We start from the raw sequence: 18,884 nt of genomic DNA, 5'->3' as shown, positions 1-18,884 counted from the left end.
CATTTTTTTTGTATGTTACCTTTAATAGAGTTTTATTCCTCATTAAAAAAATGCCCGCAGCTTAGTAAGCTTGGGCACTTTTTTGATGAAACTATTATTCTTTGTTTTTCCTTTTTGTTGCTTTCTGTAATGCTGCAAACTTGTAGTATTGCTTTTCAATTTCAGTCATAAGTTCCTTTAACTGAATATACGATGAGTAATGGTTAGGTCTTAGAAGTATGAACGAAGCTCTTTCCTTTAGATTAAGTGGTTGATTAATGAGCTTGTCCATCTGTTCCTCCAATTCCTTTAAACGAACTGGATGGTTATTCATCCAGAATATACAGGTTAGAAACAAACTAATTCCCGCTTTCATAAACGGCAGGGCTTCCTGAAGATTACGTTCTGCAAAGCATTGAGCAGATTTCCCGCTGATCTTCCGCCACTCTGTAAACATCCATACGATCGCTTCATGTGGTTCTTCCCATGGACGGCTGCCCTCTATGTTCTGATAATAAAGAACTTCATAGGGAAAGCGGATATATTCAGCATCTCCCTTCCACTGCAGTCTTTCTTCACGATTAACGAACACCGTATCTTCAGAAAAAAAGAGTGGATGGGTAAGTTCCTCAGGAAGAGGAAAAAGCCTTGTCATATACTACCTGCTTTTTTCATACGTTTTTTGCCTTCTCGGCAAAGATCAAGTAAAGGACAAACAGGACATTGAGGAGATTGAGCCTTACAATGATATCGACCGAAGAAAATCATCCGATGATGAGCGACGGACCATTCTTCCTTAGGAATTTTAGCCATCAGGACCGTTTCAACCTCCGTTACACTGTCTTTCCATCGAGAAATCCCGAGTCGTTTGCTGATCCGTTCTACATGCGTATCAACAGCAATCGCCGGTACTCCAAAAGCAACTGAAACCACTACGTTTGCTGTTTTTCTTCCTACACCAGGAAGCTTGGTCATTTCATCCCGATCACGTGGTACTTCACGATCATATTCATCGATCAGCATACGGCACATCTTTTGAATGTTTTTTGCCTTGTTCCGATACAGCCCAATCGACCGGATATCATTTTCAAGCTCTTCCAGGGGTACACTTAAATAATCTTCTGGGGTTTTATATTTTTGAAATAGGTGTTCGGTCACTCTATTGACCAAAGCATCCGTGCATTGAGCAGATAATGCAACTGCAATGACCAGCTCGAATGGATTTGAGTGATTTAACTCACAATGGGCGTCAGGAAACAACTCTCCCATTACATCCAAACAATAGCGAATCTGGCTTTTATTCAGCATAACAATCTCCTTTTTCCTTATTGTTCAAGCCAATTATAAAATGGAACGTCCTTCACTGGTTGATTATCCGGTTTCTTTTCGCGCTTTTGATAAGATCTGAATTTCTGACTTTGAGCCTTTGCTTGCTCTACCGTTTTTATTCCGTTTTTCTTCCATTCAAATAGGATTCTATCAATATATCGGAAATTAATTTTCCCAGAAATGACGGACTCTCTTAGTGCACCTTTAATTAAATCAGGATGATGCTCATCATCTTGCCACATAGCTAAGGTTTCACATTCAAAGGGTGACAGTGGACGGCCAAACTCTTGTTCAAATACTGTGTAGAGGCTTTCCCCTTCCACTTGGACTTGAACCGCTTCTTCTTGTTTTTGACTTACTAAGTAACTGGTAATCATTTTTTCATATAAAGGCTGTAATGAGTATCGTTCATCCCCTATTGTACGATCAACTTCCTCTTCAATCATAACAAATCCTCGCTGGATGAGACGCTGAATCATAAACAGGCATTCTGATTCTTCAAATGTCATTCGGTCAGCAATTTGTGAAGGAGCGGGGAAATTCTCTCCCTTATCTATGAAGTTCTGAAGCTGTAAAAGCAGCATAACTTCCTTTTCTTCAAGACCCATTTTCGAATAATGAGTTAACAAAACGGAAGGAATCGTAAGTGACCCTTCTTTAAACCAATTATATAATTTATCTTTTATCATGTTTACGGCACCTCATACACAGTATAACATGAATGTCTTTGGGCATTGAAGTGAAATCAAATTGGTAAATTTCTTACAAACTTTAACTTGCCCGCTGCGAGTGGATTTCTTGTCAAAGGAACATCTAAAGGCTGTCGAGGGTCCTCGACAGCCTTTAGATTCATTATGGATAAAGTCTGTTTAATAAACGCGGGAATGGAATCGCTTCACGCACATGCTCAACACCGCTGATCCAAGCGACCGTACGTTCCAGTCCTAAACCAAAACCTGAGTGAGGTACAGAACCATATTTACGCAGCTCCAAGTACCAGTTATAAGCTTCAGGGCTTAGACCATGTTCGGCAATCCGCTGTTCCATAAGCGCTAAATCATGAATACGTTCTGAACCGCCGATAATTTCTCCATATCCTTCTGGGGCAATTAAATCGGCACAAAGAACAACTTCTTCACGCTCAGGATCCGGCTGCATATAGAAAGGCTTAAGGGATGTAGGATAATGAGTAATAAATACCGGCTTATCATAACTTTCCGCAATGGCCGTTTCATGCGGAGCGCCTAAATCATCGCCCCATTTAATATCGTCGAACCCTTTTTCATGTAAGAATTTCAATGCATCATCATAAGTAATACGCGGGAATGGAGCCTGAATTTGTTCTAGCTTGGTTAGATCACGGCCAAGTGTATTTAATTCAAGCTGACAATTTTTTAATACAGATTGAACGATAAAAGATACGTATTGTTCTTGAACTTGCAGGCTGTCCTCATGCTGATAGAAAGCCATTTCTGGTTCAATCATCCAAAATTCAATCAGATGGCGTCTTGTTTTAGACTTTTCAGCTCTAAACGTTGGACCGAATGAAAATACTTTACCTAGTGCCATCGCACTTGCTTCCATGTATAATTGACCGCTTTGGGAAAGAAACGCGTCTTCATCAAAATACTTAGTCGCAAATAATTCTGTGGTTCCTTCCGGTGCACTTCCTGTCAAAATCGGCGGATCAACCTTTACAAAACCTTCTTGATTAAAGAACTCGTATGTAGCACGGATGATTTCATTACGGATTTTCATTACAGCATGTTGACGCTTAGAACGAAGCCATAAATGACGATTGTCTAACAAGAATTCCGGACCATGCGCCTTTGGTGTAATTGGATAATCAACAGATTCATGAATGACTTCTACATTTGTAACTTGAAGTTCATATCCAAAAGGTGAACGTTCATCACTCTTCACGATTCCGGTAACATACATAGATGTTTCCTGCGTCAGTGATTTAGCACGAGCAAATAGTTCTTCGCCCACTTCTTCTCTTACGACGACTCCTTGCATGAAACCTGAGCCATCTCGTAATTGTAAAAACGCTATTTTTCCGCTGGATCGTTTATTAGCCAGCCAAGCCCCAATGACTACTTCTTGATTAAGGTATTTACTTACTTCTTTTATTGTAATTTTCAAAATTAGTTTCCCTCCAAAATGCTACAATACTTAGGAATTTACTTATTCATTATACATTTACCGACAATATCAGGCAAATATATTATTTGTATTTTTTTCCTATTATCCCTGATAACAGCAGTAAAAATGGTTCATGGCCGATCCCTTGAACGTAAGGGAAACGGCCATGAACTAGAATTTATATTATCGAACCTGTGCCATTTTCTCAGAAACAAATGTGCTTATTCTTCCAACAGCTTTTTCCAGCTGTTCTAAAGACGTTGCGTAAGATAAGCGCATGTTATTAGGTGCGCCAAACCCAGATCCAGGAACCACGGCAACCAATGCCTCTTCAAGCAAAGCAGCAGCAAACTCATCAACCGTTGCAAAATTTGCAGCCGTTGCGGCTTGCTTCACATTTGGAAATAGATAAAAAGCACCTTGAGGCTTCAAGCAAGTTACCCCTGGTATAGCAGTTAATTGATCATAGATTGTATTCAAGCGCTGCTCAAAAGCCTTGCGCATTTCCTCTACAGGTTCCTGTGTGCCCGCATAAGCTGCGATGGCACCGTACTGGGCAGTAGTTGTTGGATTTGATGTACTGTGGCTTGCCAAGTTCGTCATGGCCTTCACAATCACTTCATTACCAGCAGCATAGCCGATACGCCAGCCTGTCATAGAATGTGATTTTGATACACCATTTATGACCATCGTCTGATGCTTTAATTCCGGTGAAAGTTCAGCAATGGACACATGTTTTGCTCCTTGATAAACTAGTTTCTCATAAATTTCGTCAGAGATGATGAGAATATCATGCTTCAAACAAACGTCGCCAAGCTCTTGAAGCTCCTCTTTCGTATAGAGCATGCCTGTTGGATTACTTGGAGAATTAATAATGATTGCTTTTGTTTTAGATGTAATACTTTCTTCAAGCTGCTGTGCAGTAATTTTAAAGCTATTTTCTTCTGACGCAGTAACAAAAATGGGAGTCCCCAATGCTAACTTTACTTGTTCAGGGTAACTTACCCAATAAGGAGTGGGAATGATTACTTCATCTCCCTCATCGAGTATTGCTTGGAACAAGGTATATAAAACATGTTTAGCACCGGAACCGACAATGATCTCTGATGGTTTATACTCCAAGCCCTGGTCTCTTTTCAGCTTTTTAGCAATTTCTGCTTTCAACTGAGGAAGCCCTGCAGATGGGGTATATTTTGTCTGTCCTTCATTCATCGAGTTAACGGCTGCATCGATAATATGCTGCGGCGTATTAAAATCGGGCTCTCCGGCTCCAAGACCAATTACATCGTATCCTTGTGCCTTAAGCTCTTTCGCCTTTGCCGTAATAGCCAATGTTGAAGATGGTGTTAATGCCTGTACCCGGCTTGCTAACTTTGTCATGAAAAAAAGCCTCCAATTCTATATGCTTCGGTAATATTTCAGCCACTCGCCTGTTTTAAAATCATAATAATCATAATTATAGCGGTTCGCCTTATCTATATAGGTTACTTCCCAAAGCGCAACATTGCGCTCCATTCCAAGTTTAATGGAAATGATTTCTTCTGGTGCATGTTCTTTGACGACAATCTTACGGATTTCTTCCTTAGACTTTCCATCACTATACTTTTCTACTTTAATCTTCTGTTTATCATCTTCGGGAATCCATACAGCCATCTTTTCCCTATCAGCATTCTCTCCAACCACTACAGAGAACGTTTCCTCGCCATTATACATATAAAAACTATCCATAGTGACAAGTTCGCCTTCTTGCTTTGCTTTGTTGAAGGCTTCCGTCGATGCTTCTTTTTTGGGACCCATCGCATTCACATATACACCGGCAATCGTTCCGATAATACAAAGGACAACGATAGTAAAAATAATTACCCATTTTTTCAAGGCAGTCACTCTTTCTATGTACGATAAATCGTGAATATCGCTTTTTCTTGGTTTTCAGAATCTAGAGCTAATCCGAACATTAAGTCACGGTCTTTCAATGTGCGGTTCAATGCATCAACTACTTTATATAATTCAGGTGAATGCTGCAATTTAACCGTTGAAATAATCTCAATCTTGTTTTCCATTAAGAAGCACCCCCTAACACCTAAATAAACTATTGAAGCAGTAACAGCAACGTTTCTTTGCCCTTACTGCTTATCATATTATAGCAGTTTTTACTGGTTTCCGTTACTATTTCTTTGCCTATTCTCGGAAACACTAAATCCACTCTTCAATCCGATAAGTCATGTCTTCCTCATTTACTTCCAGCCACTCTACAGGCGGAATGGCCTGACGGAATTCTGATCCATAAGAAGAAGTCATAATTCTTCGATCTAAAACGAGCAGAACCCCGCGGTCCGTACTTGTCCGGATCAGTCTGCCGAACCCCTGACGGAACCGCAGAATCGCTTCAGGAAGCGAATAGGCATAAAAAGGGTTTCTTCCTTCACGTGAATAGAGGTTGCATTTGGCTTGAATTATGGGATCGTCAGGCGGTGAAAAAGGCAATCTGACAATAACTAGACAGGAAAGATCCTCACCAGGTATGTCTACTCCTTCCCATAAGCTTGTGGTACCGAAAAGCACGGCTTTATCAAAGTTCTGGAAATTGCGGAGCAAACGCATTTTGCTGCCGCCGGTTAACCCTTGTGCAAACAAAGTGAACTCCTGCAAAAAGCCTGTCGCTTTAACCTTTTGATAAGTCGTCCGCAGCATATCGTGAGAAGTAAATAGTACCATCATTCTTCCATTGGCCGCTTGTGCTGCCGCAATAATATGTCTGGCTACCGCAATAGCATACTCATCTGCAGAAATAGTATTAACCTCTGGAATATCGCTTGCGACAAGAACCCTGACATTTTCCTCATACTTAAAAGGCGATGGAAAGTTATAGGTGTGAACAGGAATGCTCTGCATCCCGAGCTGTTCAATAAAGAAGCTAAACGTGTCCTTTACAGAGAGTGTCGCTGACGTCATAATGACGCTCTTTTGGTGAACAAAGCACGAATCCCAAAGGATCTTATTCCCTGATACTGGCTGCGAAGATAAAGTAATTCCATGCTGCGGAACGGATTTGGTAAATTCAATCCAGTAGATTGATTGGTCACTCGGATGAATAAAGAATTCAGCTAAGGACTGAATAATCTCGTTCATCCCGCTGATCAACAGTTCTACATCGTTCATATAGAACAATTCATTTTTAGTGAGTTCTTCGTTTTTTAACATACATATCCGATCAAACAATGTCTTCTTGATGTCTGAAAGATTATCAATAAGCCTTTCAACCAGAAAACTAATCCCCTGCCATTCCTTCACGTCCTTGATCTTTAACGGAATCCGATGGGGACCACTGGACTTTCCTGATTTATTTGCCTCTGATGATAGCACTTGAAATAATTGCTCGAACTCATACATAAAGTCATTAAGCTTTCCGTCAATAAAACTGCTCGTACGCTCAGGTGTAATCCCTTTATTACTAAGGATCTTTTCAAGCTTTCTTAACAGCTGCTTTTGATCCGATGTTCCCAGACGATTAAGCATGGTTTTGACCGAAATATAATTTAATCGCTTTCCAAGGTATTTTGATGCTGCTTGCTCGATATGATGCGCCTCATCTAATACTAAGTAGCCCTCCGGTATAATCCGGTTACTAGACATAATATCCGCCATTAAAAAAGCATGATTTGTTACAATGATATCCGCTTTAGACGCGACCAATTTCGCTTTTTCATAAAAATCCTTTGACTTCCAAGGGATTTGAAGATCTGGAGAAGTAAATCCGTCACTCTTAATTCTGTTCCAGAAAAGCTCTCCGCCGCTTGTTAAATGGAGTTCATCCTTTTCTCCGGTTTCAGTCTCCGTCAACCAAACTAAAATTTGCATTTTCGTTAGTGCGGTTTCATAATTATCTTCTTTCCCCCGAAGAGCCCGCTCAAATTTAGCCAAGCTAAGATAATTGGCTCTTCCTTTCAATAAAACAACATGAATGGAAAAAGGAAGGATTTCCTTTAATTTAGGCACCTCTGTCGAAAGCAGCTGTTCTTGCAGCTGTAAGGTATACGTAGAGATTACGACAGGTGTATCCTGCTGTTTGGCAAAATAAGCTGCTGGCAGCAAATAACCAAGTGATTTCCCTATCCCAGTTCCAGCTTCAATAATACTGTGCTGTTGCTGAACAAAGGAATGATAGACTGTATCCATCATTGCCAATTGACCTTTTCTAGCTTCAAATTCTGGAAAAGCTTTCTTCATCCGGTCTACTTTTTCTTTCTCGCTAAACGGAAATTCCGGAATACTTTCACTATTAGCTATCGCTGGTTGGACCTTTTTAAAGGCTAAGCCGCGAAATGTTTCAATTGCTGGATTATGCAGCTCTGCTTTTGAAAGTTTAACCGTTAAGCATTCATCAATTAATTCAGCTATTTCACTTTTCAAAGAATATGACAGTTTAGATAATTTCTTCAAGGTCATAACTGGCAGCGAATATAGTTTCTTCTTCAACTGCAATAGCAGTAATGCCGTTACATAGGCATCACTGTCTGCTTGATGTGGACGTGGATGCTCTAGATTCTCTTCCTTTGCCAATTGATTGAGCTTGTAACCATCCGCTGTTGGTTTTAGTATTTTTGCAAGTTCAACTGTATCAATGGTTGATCCGTAAAACGGTTCATACCCGCAGCGTTCAAGTTCTTCCTTCAAAAAGGAGAGGTCAAATAGAACGTTATGCGCCACAAAACAAGCGCCTTCTAACAGTGCGCAAATTCGTTCAGCGACCTCTTCAAATAAAGGGGCATCCTTGACTGTATCATTATTTATTCCCGTTAATTCTTCAATAAAAATGGAAATACTTTGTTCTGGCTGCAGATAGGTAGAATACTCATCAACAATTTTATCATTTTCAATGACGACGGCAGCAAATTGAATAATTCGATCTCCTTTTTTAGGAGAGTTACCGGTCGTTTCTAAATCTATTACCACATAGCGTTGCGCCATTTTCTGTACACCTCTAATAGTTCACTTGAAGCTTCACTCACTTGTTCCTTATGTTTTTATACCATAATTCCGGTAATAAAGAAAATAAGGTCAACCAAAAAAGGAAATCACCAAGGCATTCTGTGCCTTGATCATTTCCCCATTTTTTTATTTAATTGTTGCTTCAGGTTCATGTGACAGGATCTCAACTATCTCATTCTTTTCATTCATGATTGCAACAATTGGTTTGTGAGTATGAATTTTTTCTTCTGCTACCATGACATATGAAATGATAATGACAATATCATCACGCTGAACAAGTCGTGCTGCTGCACCGTTCAGGCAAATGACTCCGCTGCCTCTTTCACCCGCAATGGTATACGTTTCTAAGCGAGCTCCATTGTTGTTATTAACTATCGCTACTTTTTCATTAGGTAGTATCCCAACTGTATCAAGGATATCTTCATCAATGGTAATACTGCCGACATAATTTAAATTGGCTTCTGTGACACGAGCACGGTGTATTTTTCCGTTCATCATTGTGCGAAACATCTGGAATCCCCCTTGATGATCTTAAATGGATAGAATTAAATTATCAATCAATCTTGCTTTTTGAAATTTCACAGCAAGTGCAACTAAAATCGTTCCCGATAGAGTTTCCAGAGACGTTAATTCAGGATACTGATATAGTTCAATATAATCAATTTCTCCACTGGTCGTAGTTTCAATATGTTCTTTAATAATCTTTATAATCGTATCTGTTTGTCGTTCTCCACGTTCAATGGCTTCTTTACCCAGCAAGAGCCCTTGGTATAATTCCTTCGCTTCCTCGCGTTCCTTGTTAAGAAGATAGACATTGCGCGAGCTTTTAGCCAAGCCATCTTCATCACGGACTGTATCAACTGCAGAGATTTTTATTGGAAAATTGAAATCTCTTACCAATGCGTCGACGATTGCTACTTGCTGTGCATCCTTTTTACCGAAATAAACGGTATCAGGTGTGGTTATGTTAAATAGTTTCGTTAAAACGGTTACCACGCCATCAAAATGGCCAGGTCTGCGCTTGCCGCAAAGGACCTCTGTCCGTTTTACAGCTGTAGCTTTTACCACGGATTCTGAGCCATACATCTCAGCTACTGTTGGGCAGAACATATAATCTGCTCCCGCTTCTTCAGCTGCCGCTGCATCACGGTCCCTATCCCTTGGATACGACTCAAAATCTTCATTAGGACCAAACTGCAGCGGATTCACAAAAATGCTTACTATGACCGTATCGTGGTCCCCTCGAGCTTGCTTAATTAAACTTTGGTGGCCCTCATGAAGAAACCCCATCGTGGGCACAAAACCAATTGTCTTACCCTTTTGCTTATCTTTTCTAATATTTTGCTGTAATTCAGTAATCGTGGTGATGATCTTCATGATTTCCCCCCATATAGCGCGTTGACTTCTTCATCATTCATGGTAAATGAGTGCTGTAAAGCTGGAAAATCTCTTGTTTTAACCTCTGAAACATACGACTCCAGAGCCTGTTTAATCAACTCATTTGCATTTTCATATGTTTTAACAAATTTAGCGACACGGTCTACACCATAATTGATGACATCATGATAAACCAAGACTTGTCCGTCTGTATCCACACCTGCGCCAATTCCTATTATTGGAATGTTCAATGTCTCGGTAACTAATTTTGCCACTTGATGCGGCACACATTCCAGTACAAGAGCGATAGCCCCGGCCTCTTCACATTTTTTGGCATCCTCAATTAATTTCTTAGCGGTCTCCGCACTTTTGCCTTGAACCTTGTAACCGCCAAGAACTCCCACTGATTGTGGAGTTAAACCGAGATGCGCAATAATAGGTACGCCTGCTTTCGTTAAGGCGGATATCTTTTCCAGCACTTCATCTGCTCCCTCAAGCTTTAAGGCATCGGCATTTCCTGTCTGGATGATTTTCGCTGCATTTTTCATGGTTTCCTCTAGTGAGGAGTGATAACTCATAAAAGGCATATCTGTGACGACAAACGTATCAGGTGCTCCTCTCTTCACAGCCTTAGTATGATGGATCATATCATCAACGGTCACTGGAATCGTTGATTCATAGCCGAGAACAACCATTCCTAAGGAATCTCCAACTAAAATCATATCCACACCAGCCTGCTCCGCAAGCTTAGCAGAAGGATAATCATAAGCTGTCAACATAACTATTTTTTCATCATTTTGCTTCATCTTCAAAAAATGTCCCGAACGTTTCATTTTACTTCCTCCTTTTTTAGAGGGAGATGAACTAAAAAAGAGACCGACTCATATAGAACCCACCTCATTAGTCATTAAAAAACTAAACGAGAATAAGTTCGATCATGTAAGTCAGTCTCTTGTTTTTTTATTAATGCTTTCATCCCTCCGTCCCCGTCCAAATCATTGGATCAAGGCAGAAATTTTTTTAGGTATTGGTTTTAGTCAGGTGCAGTTCTTCCGATACTGCCCATACGTATTATAACAATTTATTACGCAATATTCTATTATTTGTTAGGAGGAATTTCGATATCAGCAGAATAAATAGAATGGACTTTCCCCTGTTTGTCTTCAAGGAGTAAAACACCTGCATCTGTTATCCCTAGTGCTGTTCCAATCACTGTTTCATTTAGCATCGTTGCTTTAATTTCTTTACCGAGACTCATCGCATAACTCTCCCAGAGAGACTTAATCGGTGTAAAGCCTTCAATCAGATAGCGATCATATAACGTTTCAAAACACAAGAGCACTTCCGCAATTAGTTTAGCTCGTGAAACAAGTTGCCCCGATTCAATAAAAAGAGAGGTCGCAATATCTTCCAGTTCCTGTGGGAAATCAATAGTGGTTAAGTTCGCGTTAATCCCCATTCCGATTATCACAGAATGAATTTGATCTGATTCAGCCTGAAGCTCAGTCAAAATTCCAGTGATCTTTTTTCCATTTAGTAATAAATCATTCGGCCATTTAATTTCTGGCTGTAATGTAGTCACCCGTTCAATTGCTTGAGCAGCTGCTACTGCTGCAAGCAGGGTTAACTGAGGAGCTTCGTAAAAAGGGATTTTCGGACGTAAGAGCAAACTCATCCAAACACCCGTATATTTTGGAGAGTGCCAGTTTCTCGAAAGTCTTCCTTTCCCGGTCGTCTGCTCCTCAGCCACAACTAATGTACCTTCAACGGCTCCATGATTGGCTAAAGAATGAGCAATCTTCTGAGTAGAATCTACACGTTCCTCGTAATGAATGACTCTTCCTAACCGTTTAGTCTCTAAAGCCATCTGGATTTCATTGGCGCTTACTTTTTCTGGGACCGATAGTAATCGATAGCCCTTACGCCGAACGGCTTCTAGGATGTACCCATCATTTCTAAGATCTTCAATATGTTTCCAGACCGCCGTACGAGAACAGCCAATATAATCAGCCATTTCCTGACCGGAAACAAACTCTCCCTCTGCTCTTGAAAAGGCCTCCATTACTTTGCTTCTTAAATCAGATTGCACTGCTCCAGCCACTCCTTTATTGCTGCTTTGTTATTATCAGTTTCCCCGGTTAGAACTGCTTTTAGAGCTGATTCCAATGCCTGCTTCATCCATGGGCCTTGTTTTTTTGAAGACCACGCTAATAAATCCCGGCCGTTAACGTCCAGTTCATTTATCGTTTTAATGACAAGCTTGTCATGATTCATTGCAGCATGCTCCGCTGCTGCAGAGGGATCTCGTGCTTCGAGTACCGCTTGTACACGGGCTGCACTTTGAGCACCCGCACGACCAGCAGAAAAAAGAACGAATTCATCATCCCAGAACCCAGAATGATTTCTAATAAGATCTCCGGTACGCTTAATGTCTTTCATTAACAACACGGGCATTTTCCAGCTTCGGCAAAAGGCTTCTACATTGGGCGGTTGAATTGTCAATACCAGCACTGTCCATCGCTCATACAAATTAAGCTCCATATCAAATGAATTAAATACCTTAAGTGCCTCTGCTTCATCTTGTAAGCCAGGCAGACTTTGATATAAACCAGTTTCAATTAAAAGGTGAATCGCTTCCTTTTGTCTTGGGCCATTTAGAATCTTCTCAAATTCAACTAGGAGCCGCTCTACTGAAACATTTTTAAGCAAGGCTGCATTGTTCTTAATGGATGCAATCACCGATTCTTCAAGCCGGTAACCGAGTTGACTGACAAACCGAATGGCCCTGATCATTCTGAGTGCATCTTCCCCAAATCGTTCATCAGGATTTCCGACCGCTGTAATGACTCGATTCTGAATAGACGCCCTTCCATTAAACGGATCATATACGGTGCCATCCTTATCCATGGCCATTGCGTTCATCGTAAAGTCCCTTCGTTTTAAATCATCCTCTAAAGACCTGATAAACTGTACTTGGTCCGGACGTCGGTAATCACTGTATCCAGCCTCTGTTCGGAAGGTAGTAATTTCATAGGAATCTCCTCCAAAAAGCACAAGAACCGTTCCATGCTCAATACCGACATCAACTGTTTTTGGGAAGATTCCCTTTATTTCCTCAGGTGTAGCTGAAGAAGCAATATCAACGTCATTAATTTCCCTGCCAGCAAGAAAATCGCGGACTGAACCACCAACAAAAAAAGCCTCAAACCCGGCTTTTTCAATTTCAACTAGTAAAGGTGCAGCCTGTAAAAACGGACCTTTCATGTCTGTACCTCGCTTTTTTTCTTATTTCATTTGCCCAAAATCCTTCTATAAATAGCTAAATACTCTTCCGTGATCGTTTCTGAACGGAACGAGGATTCCACCAGGCTCATTGCTGCCTCTGAAAAGGCATGGTGTTGTGCAGAATCTGTCAAAAGCTGAATCGATTTTTCTGCCACTTCATCAACATTGCCAAACTCGCAAATATAACCGGTTTCACCGTCGATGATTACTTCGGGAATCCCGCCAATATTAGTGCCGATACAGGGAACACCACAAGCCATGGCTTCCAACAACACAAGACCAAAGCTTTCTTTCTCTGAAAGCAGTAATAGCAGGTCGCTTAATGAGTAAAGTTCCTCGAGTTTATCTTGTTTTCCTAAAAACAACACCTGATCGTCAAGACCGAGTTTACTGACTAATTTACAGACAGGTGTCATTTCAGGGCCATCACCAACTAACAATAATTTTGAAGGCACCGCTTCCTGAATTTTCGCGAAAGAGGCTACCACATCCTGTACTCTCTTTACGCCTCTAAAATTGGATACATGTATAACTACTTTTTCGTGATCTAGTATTCCGTACTCTTGGCGCAAATGGTTTGAGTCCGTCTTTTGATAGACTCGTTCATCAATAAAATTATAGACTGTTTCAATCGTTTTATCGGGATTTATGACTTCAATGGTTTGTTCAACCAGGGCATTCGAAACGGCTGTAACCGCATCAGATTTTTCAATTCCGAATTTTATTAAATCATTTAAGGAAGGATCATAGCCAAGAACGGTTATATCGGTTCCATGAAGCGTGGTGACGATTTTAACATCTGTACCAGCCATTTGTTTAGCCAAAATTGCACAGACGGCATGCGGTATCGCATAGTGAACATGCAAGATATCCAGCTTTTCTCGTTTAATCACCTCGGCTATTTTACTGGCTAACGCTAAATCATACGGTGGGTATTGAAAGACCGAGTACGAACTAACTTCCACTTGATGATAGTATATATTATGGTACATTTTATTCAGCCTAAAGGGCAGCCCCGAGGAAATAAAATGGATTTCATGTCCTTTTTCCGCTAGAAGTTTTCCTAGTTCTGTAGCGACTACACCAGATCCTCCTACGGTTGGATAACAAGTAATGCCTATTTTCATTGTCATATTACTCTCCTAGTAAATCATTAGATAGCAGAATCGGTTTTTTAGTCTTGAAGCCTTCTGCATATGATACACCGACTTCTTTCCCAAATAAACGTTCTCTTGCCTCAACCGTCTCAATATATCCGTTCACCAGCGGTGTATCAACAGCCTCACCATTTCTTTCAAATTGACTTTGATAGGCCCGCAGACTCCCTAGCTTCTTGTCTATAGAATGGGTGACGTCAATAACAAAGTCCGGTTTGTGAAAACCATTAATCATATAGAAATAAATATTGTCTGCTCTGTGAGCAGCACCAGTCTCTTGTGCATACTTCTTCACACCTGCTGAAAAGACAGCTTCTTCAACGAGCTTCGCACAATTCCCATGATCTGGGTGACGATCTTTATAATAGGGAGCAAAGACAAGTGCAGGTTTATATTTTCTGATAACAGCCGTAATTTTTTGTAAATTTTCTTCGTTTATGTATAATCCACGGTCAGGTATATTAAGCGTTATACGTTCTACACCTAGTATAGTTGCTGCAGCAGCAGCTTCCTTCAGTCGTAAATCAACCGTTCCATTTGACGATAAATCGGCTTTTGTTAAATCACAAATGATTATTTTCTTTCCCAATTCAGCATATTTAGCCAGTGTACCGCCCATGCCGATTTCTACATCATCTGCATGCGCACCAAATGCCAGAATATCATACTTCGTCATTCTTGATTTCTCCTTTGTCTTCAATCAGCTCTCGCCATTCCATAAAGCCTTCACTTAATCCTTTTACCAGTACCTCTGCTGTTCCCATATTTGTTGCAAGCGGAACATTGTATACATCCGCTAGTCGAATTAATGCCGTTACGTCAGGCTCATGCGGCTGCGCAGTTAACGGATCACGGAAAAAGAGAACCATATCCATTTCATTCCGAGCAATTTTTGCTCCAATTTCCTGGTCACCGCCTAAAGGGCCGGAATTAAAACGGAAAACGTCTAATTGAACTTCGGCAATCACTCTTTTACCCGTTGTTCCTGTTGCATATAAGTCATGTTTCGCAAAAACATCCCGATACGCTGTAACAAAACGAATGAGTTCATCTTTTTTCTTGTCATGGGCAATTAGCGCGATTTTCATAGGTACATCTCCTATTCAATGATATTTTCAAGACCATAGACAAGTGTATCAATATTCATAACCGTTTCAACGGAAAGCTTAACGCCAGACATGAAGGATGCCCGGGTAAACGAGTCATGGCGGATTGTCAGCAGCTGACCGTCTGCTCCAAACATAACTTGCTGATGAGCTACTAACCCCGGCAGGCGGACGCTATGGATATGCATACCATCTATATTGGCTCCTCTTGCACCTTGAATGGTCTCTTTCTCGTTTGGGTGTCCTTGTTGTTTCGTATCTCTAACTTGCTTAATCATCTCTGCCGTTTTAACTCCCGTTCCTGATGGAGCATCCAGTTTGCGGTCATGATGCATTTCTATCAGTTCAACATCCGGAAAATACTTAGCTGCCATTTGTGAAAATTTCATCATCAAGACTGCTCCAACCGCAAAGTTGGGAGCAATAATACAGCCAATTCCCTTGTCTTTAGTCAAGCCTTCTAATTCTTCTAAGTCCTCAGCACTGAAACCTGTCGTGCCTACAACAGGACGAATACCATATGTCAGTGCTGTTTTTGTATGATACATGCCCACTTCAGGAGTCGTAAGATCAATCAGCACATCACATTCTACTGAAGAAAAACATTGTTCAATATTCGAGTAAATGGGCGCACTAATCCCAGCAAATCCTGGAATGTTCTCTAAATTCCCCCCGTCATTTTTATGGTCAATTACTGCAGTCAGTTCAAATGATTCCGTTTCTTGAACTAAATTAACAGCTTCCTTGCCCATCCTGCCCCGGGGTCCTGCTACAATAATTTTAATTGTCTTCATCGGTAATGTCTCCTTCATCCTTAATTTTAGTCCATCTATCTTTGTCTCGAGTAGTAAATTTGTGCATCACAGAATCATGCGTTTTTTCTAGGTCTATACCTAAGGAATTAGCGAAGCATATTAATACAAACAGCATATCGCCTAATTCTTCTGCGACCGTATTTTCATCCTCTGAGTCCTTTTTTGGTTTTTCCCCATGATAGTGGTTAACTTCCCTTGCAAGCTCACCCAGTTCCTCTGTCATTCTCGCAAGCATAGCGAGAGGCGAAAAATACCCTTCCTTAAATTGACTTATGTATTCATCTACTTCAGTTTGCAATTCTTGTACTGTCTTTCGTTTCTCCACTATATGCACCTGCCCTGACTTATACTTTGCTCTAATCATCTATATGTTAGCTAAAACCTCGTCGAAAGACAACCGTTACGCAAAAACGGCCAATATTGCCGAGGTCATTTTGTTCCTATATAATAGGAAAAGCGACAATATTCTACTTATCATATCTGGGGGCTAATTACATATGTTGAAAGGCATACGATTTAAAAATGTATTCTTCATTCTTCTAGGGGCCGGTATCTTCGCCTTTGGTCTCGTTCATTTTAATATGCAAAATAATTTAGCAGAAGGAGGCTTCACCGGTCTTACTCTGATTATATATCAAAAAATTGGGATTAACCCTTCCTATACGAACCTTCTATTAAACGTACCTCTTTTTATTATTGGTCTAAAATACCTCGGACGTATTTCTTTTATCTATACGGTCATTGGCACAGTTGGACTTTCGGTCTGGTTATGGATATTCGAACGGTATCAATTCACCATCCAGCTTGGCGATGATTTGATGCTTGTTGCCCTATTTGCCGGAATCTTCGTCGGAGTTGGACTGGGAATCATCTTCCGTTATGGCGGAACCACAGGCGGTGTTGATATCATCGCTCGCTTAGCACATCAGTTCCTTGGTCTTGGAATGGGACGAACCATGTTCTTATTCGATGCCTGTGTAATCGGACTCTCAATTATTACCTACCTCGGATATCGCGAAGCCATGTATACACTTGTAGCTGTGTTTATTGGTGCTCGAGTAATTGACTTTATGCAAGAAGGGGCTTATGCGGCAAGGGGCGCTATGATTATTAGTGACAAAAACACTGAAATTGCCGATAAAATTATGAAGGAAATGGATCGTGGGGTTACCGTTTTAAGGGGATACGGTTCCTTTACAAAAACAGACCGTGAAGTCCTTTATTGTGTTGTCGGGAAAAATGAAATTGTCCGACTGCGTAACGCCATCACCTCCGTAGATCCACATGCTTTTGTCACGATGAGTGAAGTGCATGACGTCTTAGGTGAAGGCTTTACTCACGATGAAAATAAAAACCCTATTCAGCGCTGAATGCATAAACAAAAAAAGGAAGACCTGTCATAGGTCTTCCTTTTTTTGATCAATTATCACTTCTTGACATACCCGTATACATGAGCACAAGTCGGACTAATTCAAGGACAGCAACAAGTGCTGCTGCTACGTAAGTAAGGGCTGCGGCATTTAATACTTTCTTCGCATCCCGCTCTTCATCATTCCTGATAATCCCAAGTGAGACAACCTGATTCATCGCTCGCGATGAAGCATTGAATTCCACGGGCAGGGTAACGAGTTGAAAGACTACTGCAGCTGCCATAAAGACAATACCCAGTAATAACAGATTGGGAATGGAAGCAATGATTCCAATCATAATTAATATCCACGAAGCATTTGATCCTAAATTAGCAACTGGAACTAACGCATGACGTACCCGAAGAAATGAATAATTCTGCTGATCCTGAATGGCATGCCCCACTTCATGAGCAGCCACAGCAACACCCGCAAGAGAATGACCATGATAGTTACTAGTAGACAGTCGAACCGTTTTCGTGCGAGGATCGTAGTGATCACTTAAATGACCCGAAACTTCCTCAACAGAAACATTATATAAACCATTATCATCTAAAATTCTCCGAGCTGCCTGCGCTCCAGACATTCCAGTAGAGGAAGCCACCTTCGAATACTTGTTAAAGGTTCTTTTCACTTTCCCCTGAGCAAATAAGGGGATTAAAATAATGATCGCAAAGTAGATTATAAACGCCATTGTACCCTCCTATTATGTGGTTATCTTCATTGTATGTATTGCAGCGAGGGGTGTCAATCATCTTGTTCTTTTCGGGTTTTTCCAAAGCGGGTACCCGTATACTTTCTCCAACCGACATAAGATAATGTACTAATGATAATACTCCCTGTTGTAATAATTACCCACCATAGTGATGGATCCGCATCGTCTTCTTCCGTCTGATCAAAGATCGTTTTAAAATCCTGTTCCAATACTTCCAATTCCTTAAGGCTTGTTTTATCCGTAAACAAGACTGGCTGATACGTAGTGATATAGTTCATCCTAGCATCCAGCTCTTGGAAAGTCTCCGGTGATAGATCCATTTTCAAACTAGGATAAAGCATGTCATAAAGCGCTGTCAACTGATTAATTTGCATCTGAAATTGATCAGAATCATCGTGAACAAGCGCAGACTTTGATTCAACAAAGGTAGTCATAACCTGTTCTTCTAGGGCTGTCCACAAAGGATCATGATTTTTCTCAACTGCATCCATTGCCAGCCTCAACTTAGTAACAGCTTGGACTCTTTCTGCATCAGGCATGTCCTTATTCGTAACAGCCTGCACCGCATCGTCATACGCGAC

21 protein-coding genes are annotated in these 18,884 nt (G+C 40.8%); 1 reads left to right on the top strand and 20 read right to left on the bottom strand.

Going from position 1 to position 18,884, the window contains the following annotated elements; all coding sequences use genetic code 11:
- Nucleotides 1-94 precede the first annotated feature (94 nt).
- The 18 genes from AC52RT_RS01395 to AC52RT_RS01310 all read right to left on the bottom strand — a co-directional run bounded on the left by AC52RT_RS01395 (nt 95) and on the right by AC52RT_RS01310 (nt 16,507).
- Entirely contained in the window at nt 95-634 is a 540-nt protein-coding gene (locus AC52RT_RS01395) for a YpoC family protein (RefSeq protein ID WP_495539097.1), read from the bottom strand.
- On the bottom strand, nt 631-1,287 hold the full coding sequence (gene nth / locus AC52RT_RS01390; RefSeq protein ID WP_495539096.1) for an endonuclease III: 657 nt from the start codon (nt 1,285-1,287) through the stop codon (nt 631-633). Before nth ends, AC52RT_RS01395 begins: the two co-directional genes overlap by 4 nt.
- A gap of 17 nt (nt 1,288-1,304) precedes the next feature.
- On the bottom strand, nt 1,305-1,997 hold the full coding sequence (locus AC52RT_RS01385; RefSeq protein ID WP_495539095.1) for a DnaD domain-containing protein: 693 nt from the start codon (nt 1,995-1,997) through the stop codon (nt 1,305-1,307).
- 163 nt (nt 1,998-2,160) lie between these two features.
- Nucleotides 2,161-3,453 (bottom strand): asparagine--tRNA ligase, encoded by a 1,293-nt coding sequence (asnS, locus tag AC52RT_RS01380; protein WP_495539094.1) that lies wholly within the window; start codon nt 3,451-3,453, stop codon nt 2,161-2,163.
- 183 nt (nt 3,454-3,636) lie between these two features.
- Complete coding sequence (locus AC52RT_RS01375; RefSeq protein WP_495539093.1) at nt 3,637-4,833, bottom strand: pyridoxal phosphate-dependent aminotransferase; 1,197 nt, start codon at nt 4,831-4,833, stop codon at nt 3,637-3,639.
- 18 nt (nt 4,834-4,851) lie between these two features.
- Nucleotides 4,852-5,328, bottom strand: a complete 477-nt coding sequence (locus AC52RT_RS01370; RefSeq protein ID WP_340846225.1) for a cell wall elongation regulator TseB-like domain-containing protein — start codon at nt 5,326-5,328, stop codon at nt 4,852-4,854.
- Between the two features lie 14 nt (nt 5,329-5,342).
- Nucleotides 5,343-5,513 (bottom strand): YpmA family protein, encoded by a 171-nt coding sequence (locus tag AC52RT_RS01365; protein WP_081704985.1) that lies wholly within the window; start codon nt 5,511-5,513, stop codon nt 5,343-5,345.
- A 133-nt stretch (nt 5,514-5,646) separates the two neighbouring features.
- The gene (dinG, locus tag AC52RT_RS01360) at nt 5,647-8,421 is read right to left on the bottom strand and encodes an ATP-dependent DNA helicase DinG (RefSeq protein WP_495539092.1); all 2,775 of its coding nucleotides are present in this window, start codon (nt 8,419-8,421) and stop codon (nt 5,647-5,649) included.
- A gap of 147 nt (nt 8,422-8,568) precedes the next feature.
- Nucleotides 8,569-8,952, bottom strand: a complete 384-nt coding sequence (gene panD / locus AC52RT_RS01355) for an aspartate 1-decarboxylase (protein WP_495539091.1) — start codon at nt 8,950-8,952, stop codon at nt 8,569-8,571.
- A 21-nt stretch (nt 8,953-8,973) separates the two neighbouring features.
- Nucleotides 8,974-9,819, bottom strand: coding sequence for a pantoate--beta-alanine ligase (gene panC, locus AC52RT_RS01350; protein ID WP_495539090.1), 846 nt, complete (start codon nt 9,817-9,819; stop codon nt 8,974-8,976).
- The gene (panB, locus tag AC52RT_RS01345; protein ID WP_495539089.1) at nt 9,816-10,652 is read right to left on the bottom strand and encodes a 3-methyl-2-oxobutanoate hydroxymethyltransferase; all 837 of its coding nucleotides are present in this window, start codon (nt 10,650-10,652) and stop codon (nt 9,816-9,818) included. The genes panC and panB overlap by 4 nt, the downstream gene beginning before the upstream one ends.
- A 266-nt stretch (nt 10,653-10,918) precedes the next feature.
- The gene (locus tag AC52RT_RS01340; RefSeq protein ID WP_495539088.1) at nt 10,919-11,908 is read right to left on the bottom strand and encodes a biotin--[acetyl-CoA-carboxylase] ligase; all 990 of its coding nucleotides are present in this window, start codon (nt 11,906-11,908) and stop codon (nt 10,919-10,921) included.
- Complete coding sequence (locus AC52RT_RS01335) at nt 11,893-13,083, bottom strand: CCA tRNA nucleotidyltransferase (RefSeq protein WP_495539087.1); 1,191 nt, start codon at nt 13,081-13,083, stop codon at nt 11,893-11,895. The genes AC52RT_RS01340 and AC52RT_RS01335 overlap by 16 nt, the downstream gene beginning before the upstream one ends.
- A gap of 26 nt (nt 13,084-13,109) precedes the next feature.
- Complete coding sequence (bshA, locus tag AC52RT_RS01330; RefSeq protein WP_495539086.1) at nt 13,110-14,237, bottom strand: N-acetyl-alpha-D-glucosaminyl L-malate synthase BshA; 1,128 nt, start codon at nt 14,235-14,237, stop codon at nt 13,110-13,112.
- Nucleotide 14,238: 1 nt separating this feature from the next.
- Nucleotides 14,239-14,937: a bacillithiol biosynthesis deacetylase BshB1 gene (bshB1, locus tag AC52RT_RS01325; protein WP_495539085.1), complete on the bottom strand. Its 699-nt coding sequence runs from the start codon at nt 14,935-14,937 to the stop codon at nt 14,239-14,241.
- Nucleotides 14,924-15,349, bottom strand: coding sequence for a methylglyoxal synthase (gene mgsA / locus AC52RT_RS01320; protein WP_495539084.1), 426 nt, complete (start codon nt 15,347-15,349; stop codon nt 14,924-14,926). Before mgsA ends, bshB1 begins: the two co-directional genes overlap by 14 nt.
- Before the next feature lie 11 nt (nt 15,350-15,360).
- Nucleotides 15,361-16,161 carry a 4-hydroxy-tetrahydrodipicolinate reductase gene (gene dapB, locus AC52RT_RS01315; RefSeq protein WP_495539083.1) on the bottom strand — a complete coding sequence of 267 codons (801 nt, stop codon included), beginning with the start codon at nt 16,159-16,161 and terminating at the stop codon, nt 15,361-15,363.
- Nucleotides 16,148-16,507 (bottom strand): nucleotide pyrophosphohydrolase, encoded by a 360-nt coding sequence (locus AC52RT_RS01310; protein ID WP_495539082.1) that lies wholly within the window; start codon nt 16,505-16,507, stop codon nt 16,148-16,150. Before AC52RT_RS01310 ends, dapB begins: the two co-directional genes overlap by 14 nt.
- 172 nt (nt 16,508-16,679) lie before the next feature.
- Here AC52RT_RS01310 and AC52RT_RS01305 point away from each other — a divergent pair, with 172 nt between their 5' ends.
- A complete protein-coding gene (locus AC52RT_RS01305) occupies nt 16,680-17,552 on the top strand; it encodes a YitT family protein (RefSeq protein WP_495539081.1) in 873 nt (290 codons plus the stop codon).
- 49 nt (nt 17,553-17,601) lie between these two features.
- Here the strand turns inward: AC52RT_RS01305 and AC52RT_RS01300 are convergent, their stop codons facing one another.
- Complete coding sequence (locus AC52RT_RS01300; protein ID WP_495539080.1) at nt 17,602-18,282, bottom strand: zinc metallopeptidase; 681 nt, start codon at nt 18,280-18,282, stop codon at nt 17,602-17,604.
- Between the two features lie 53 nt (nt 18,283-18,335).
- Nucleotides 18,336-18,884, bottom strand: a 549-nt coding sequence (locus tag AC52RT_RS01295) for a sporulation protein YpjB (protein WP_495539079.1), incomplete at its 5' end; no start/stop codon positions are given.

Source organism: Peribacillus sp., assembly GCF_059453735.1.
This window is presented reverse-complemented; position numbering and strand designations above follow the sequence as displayed.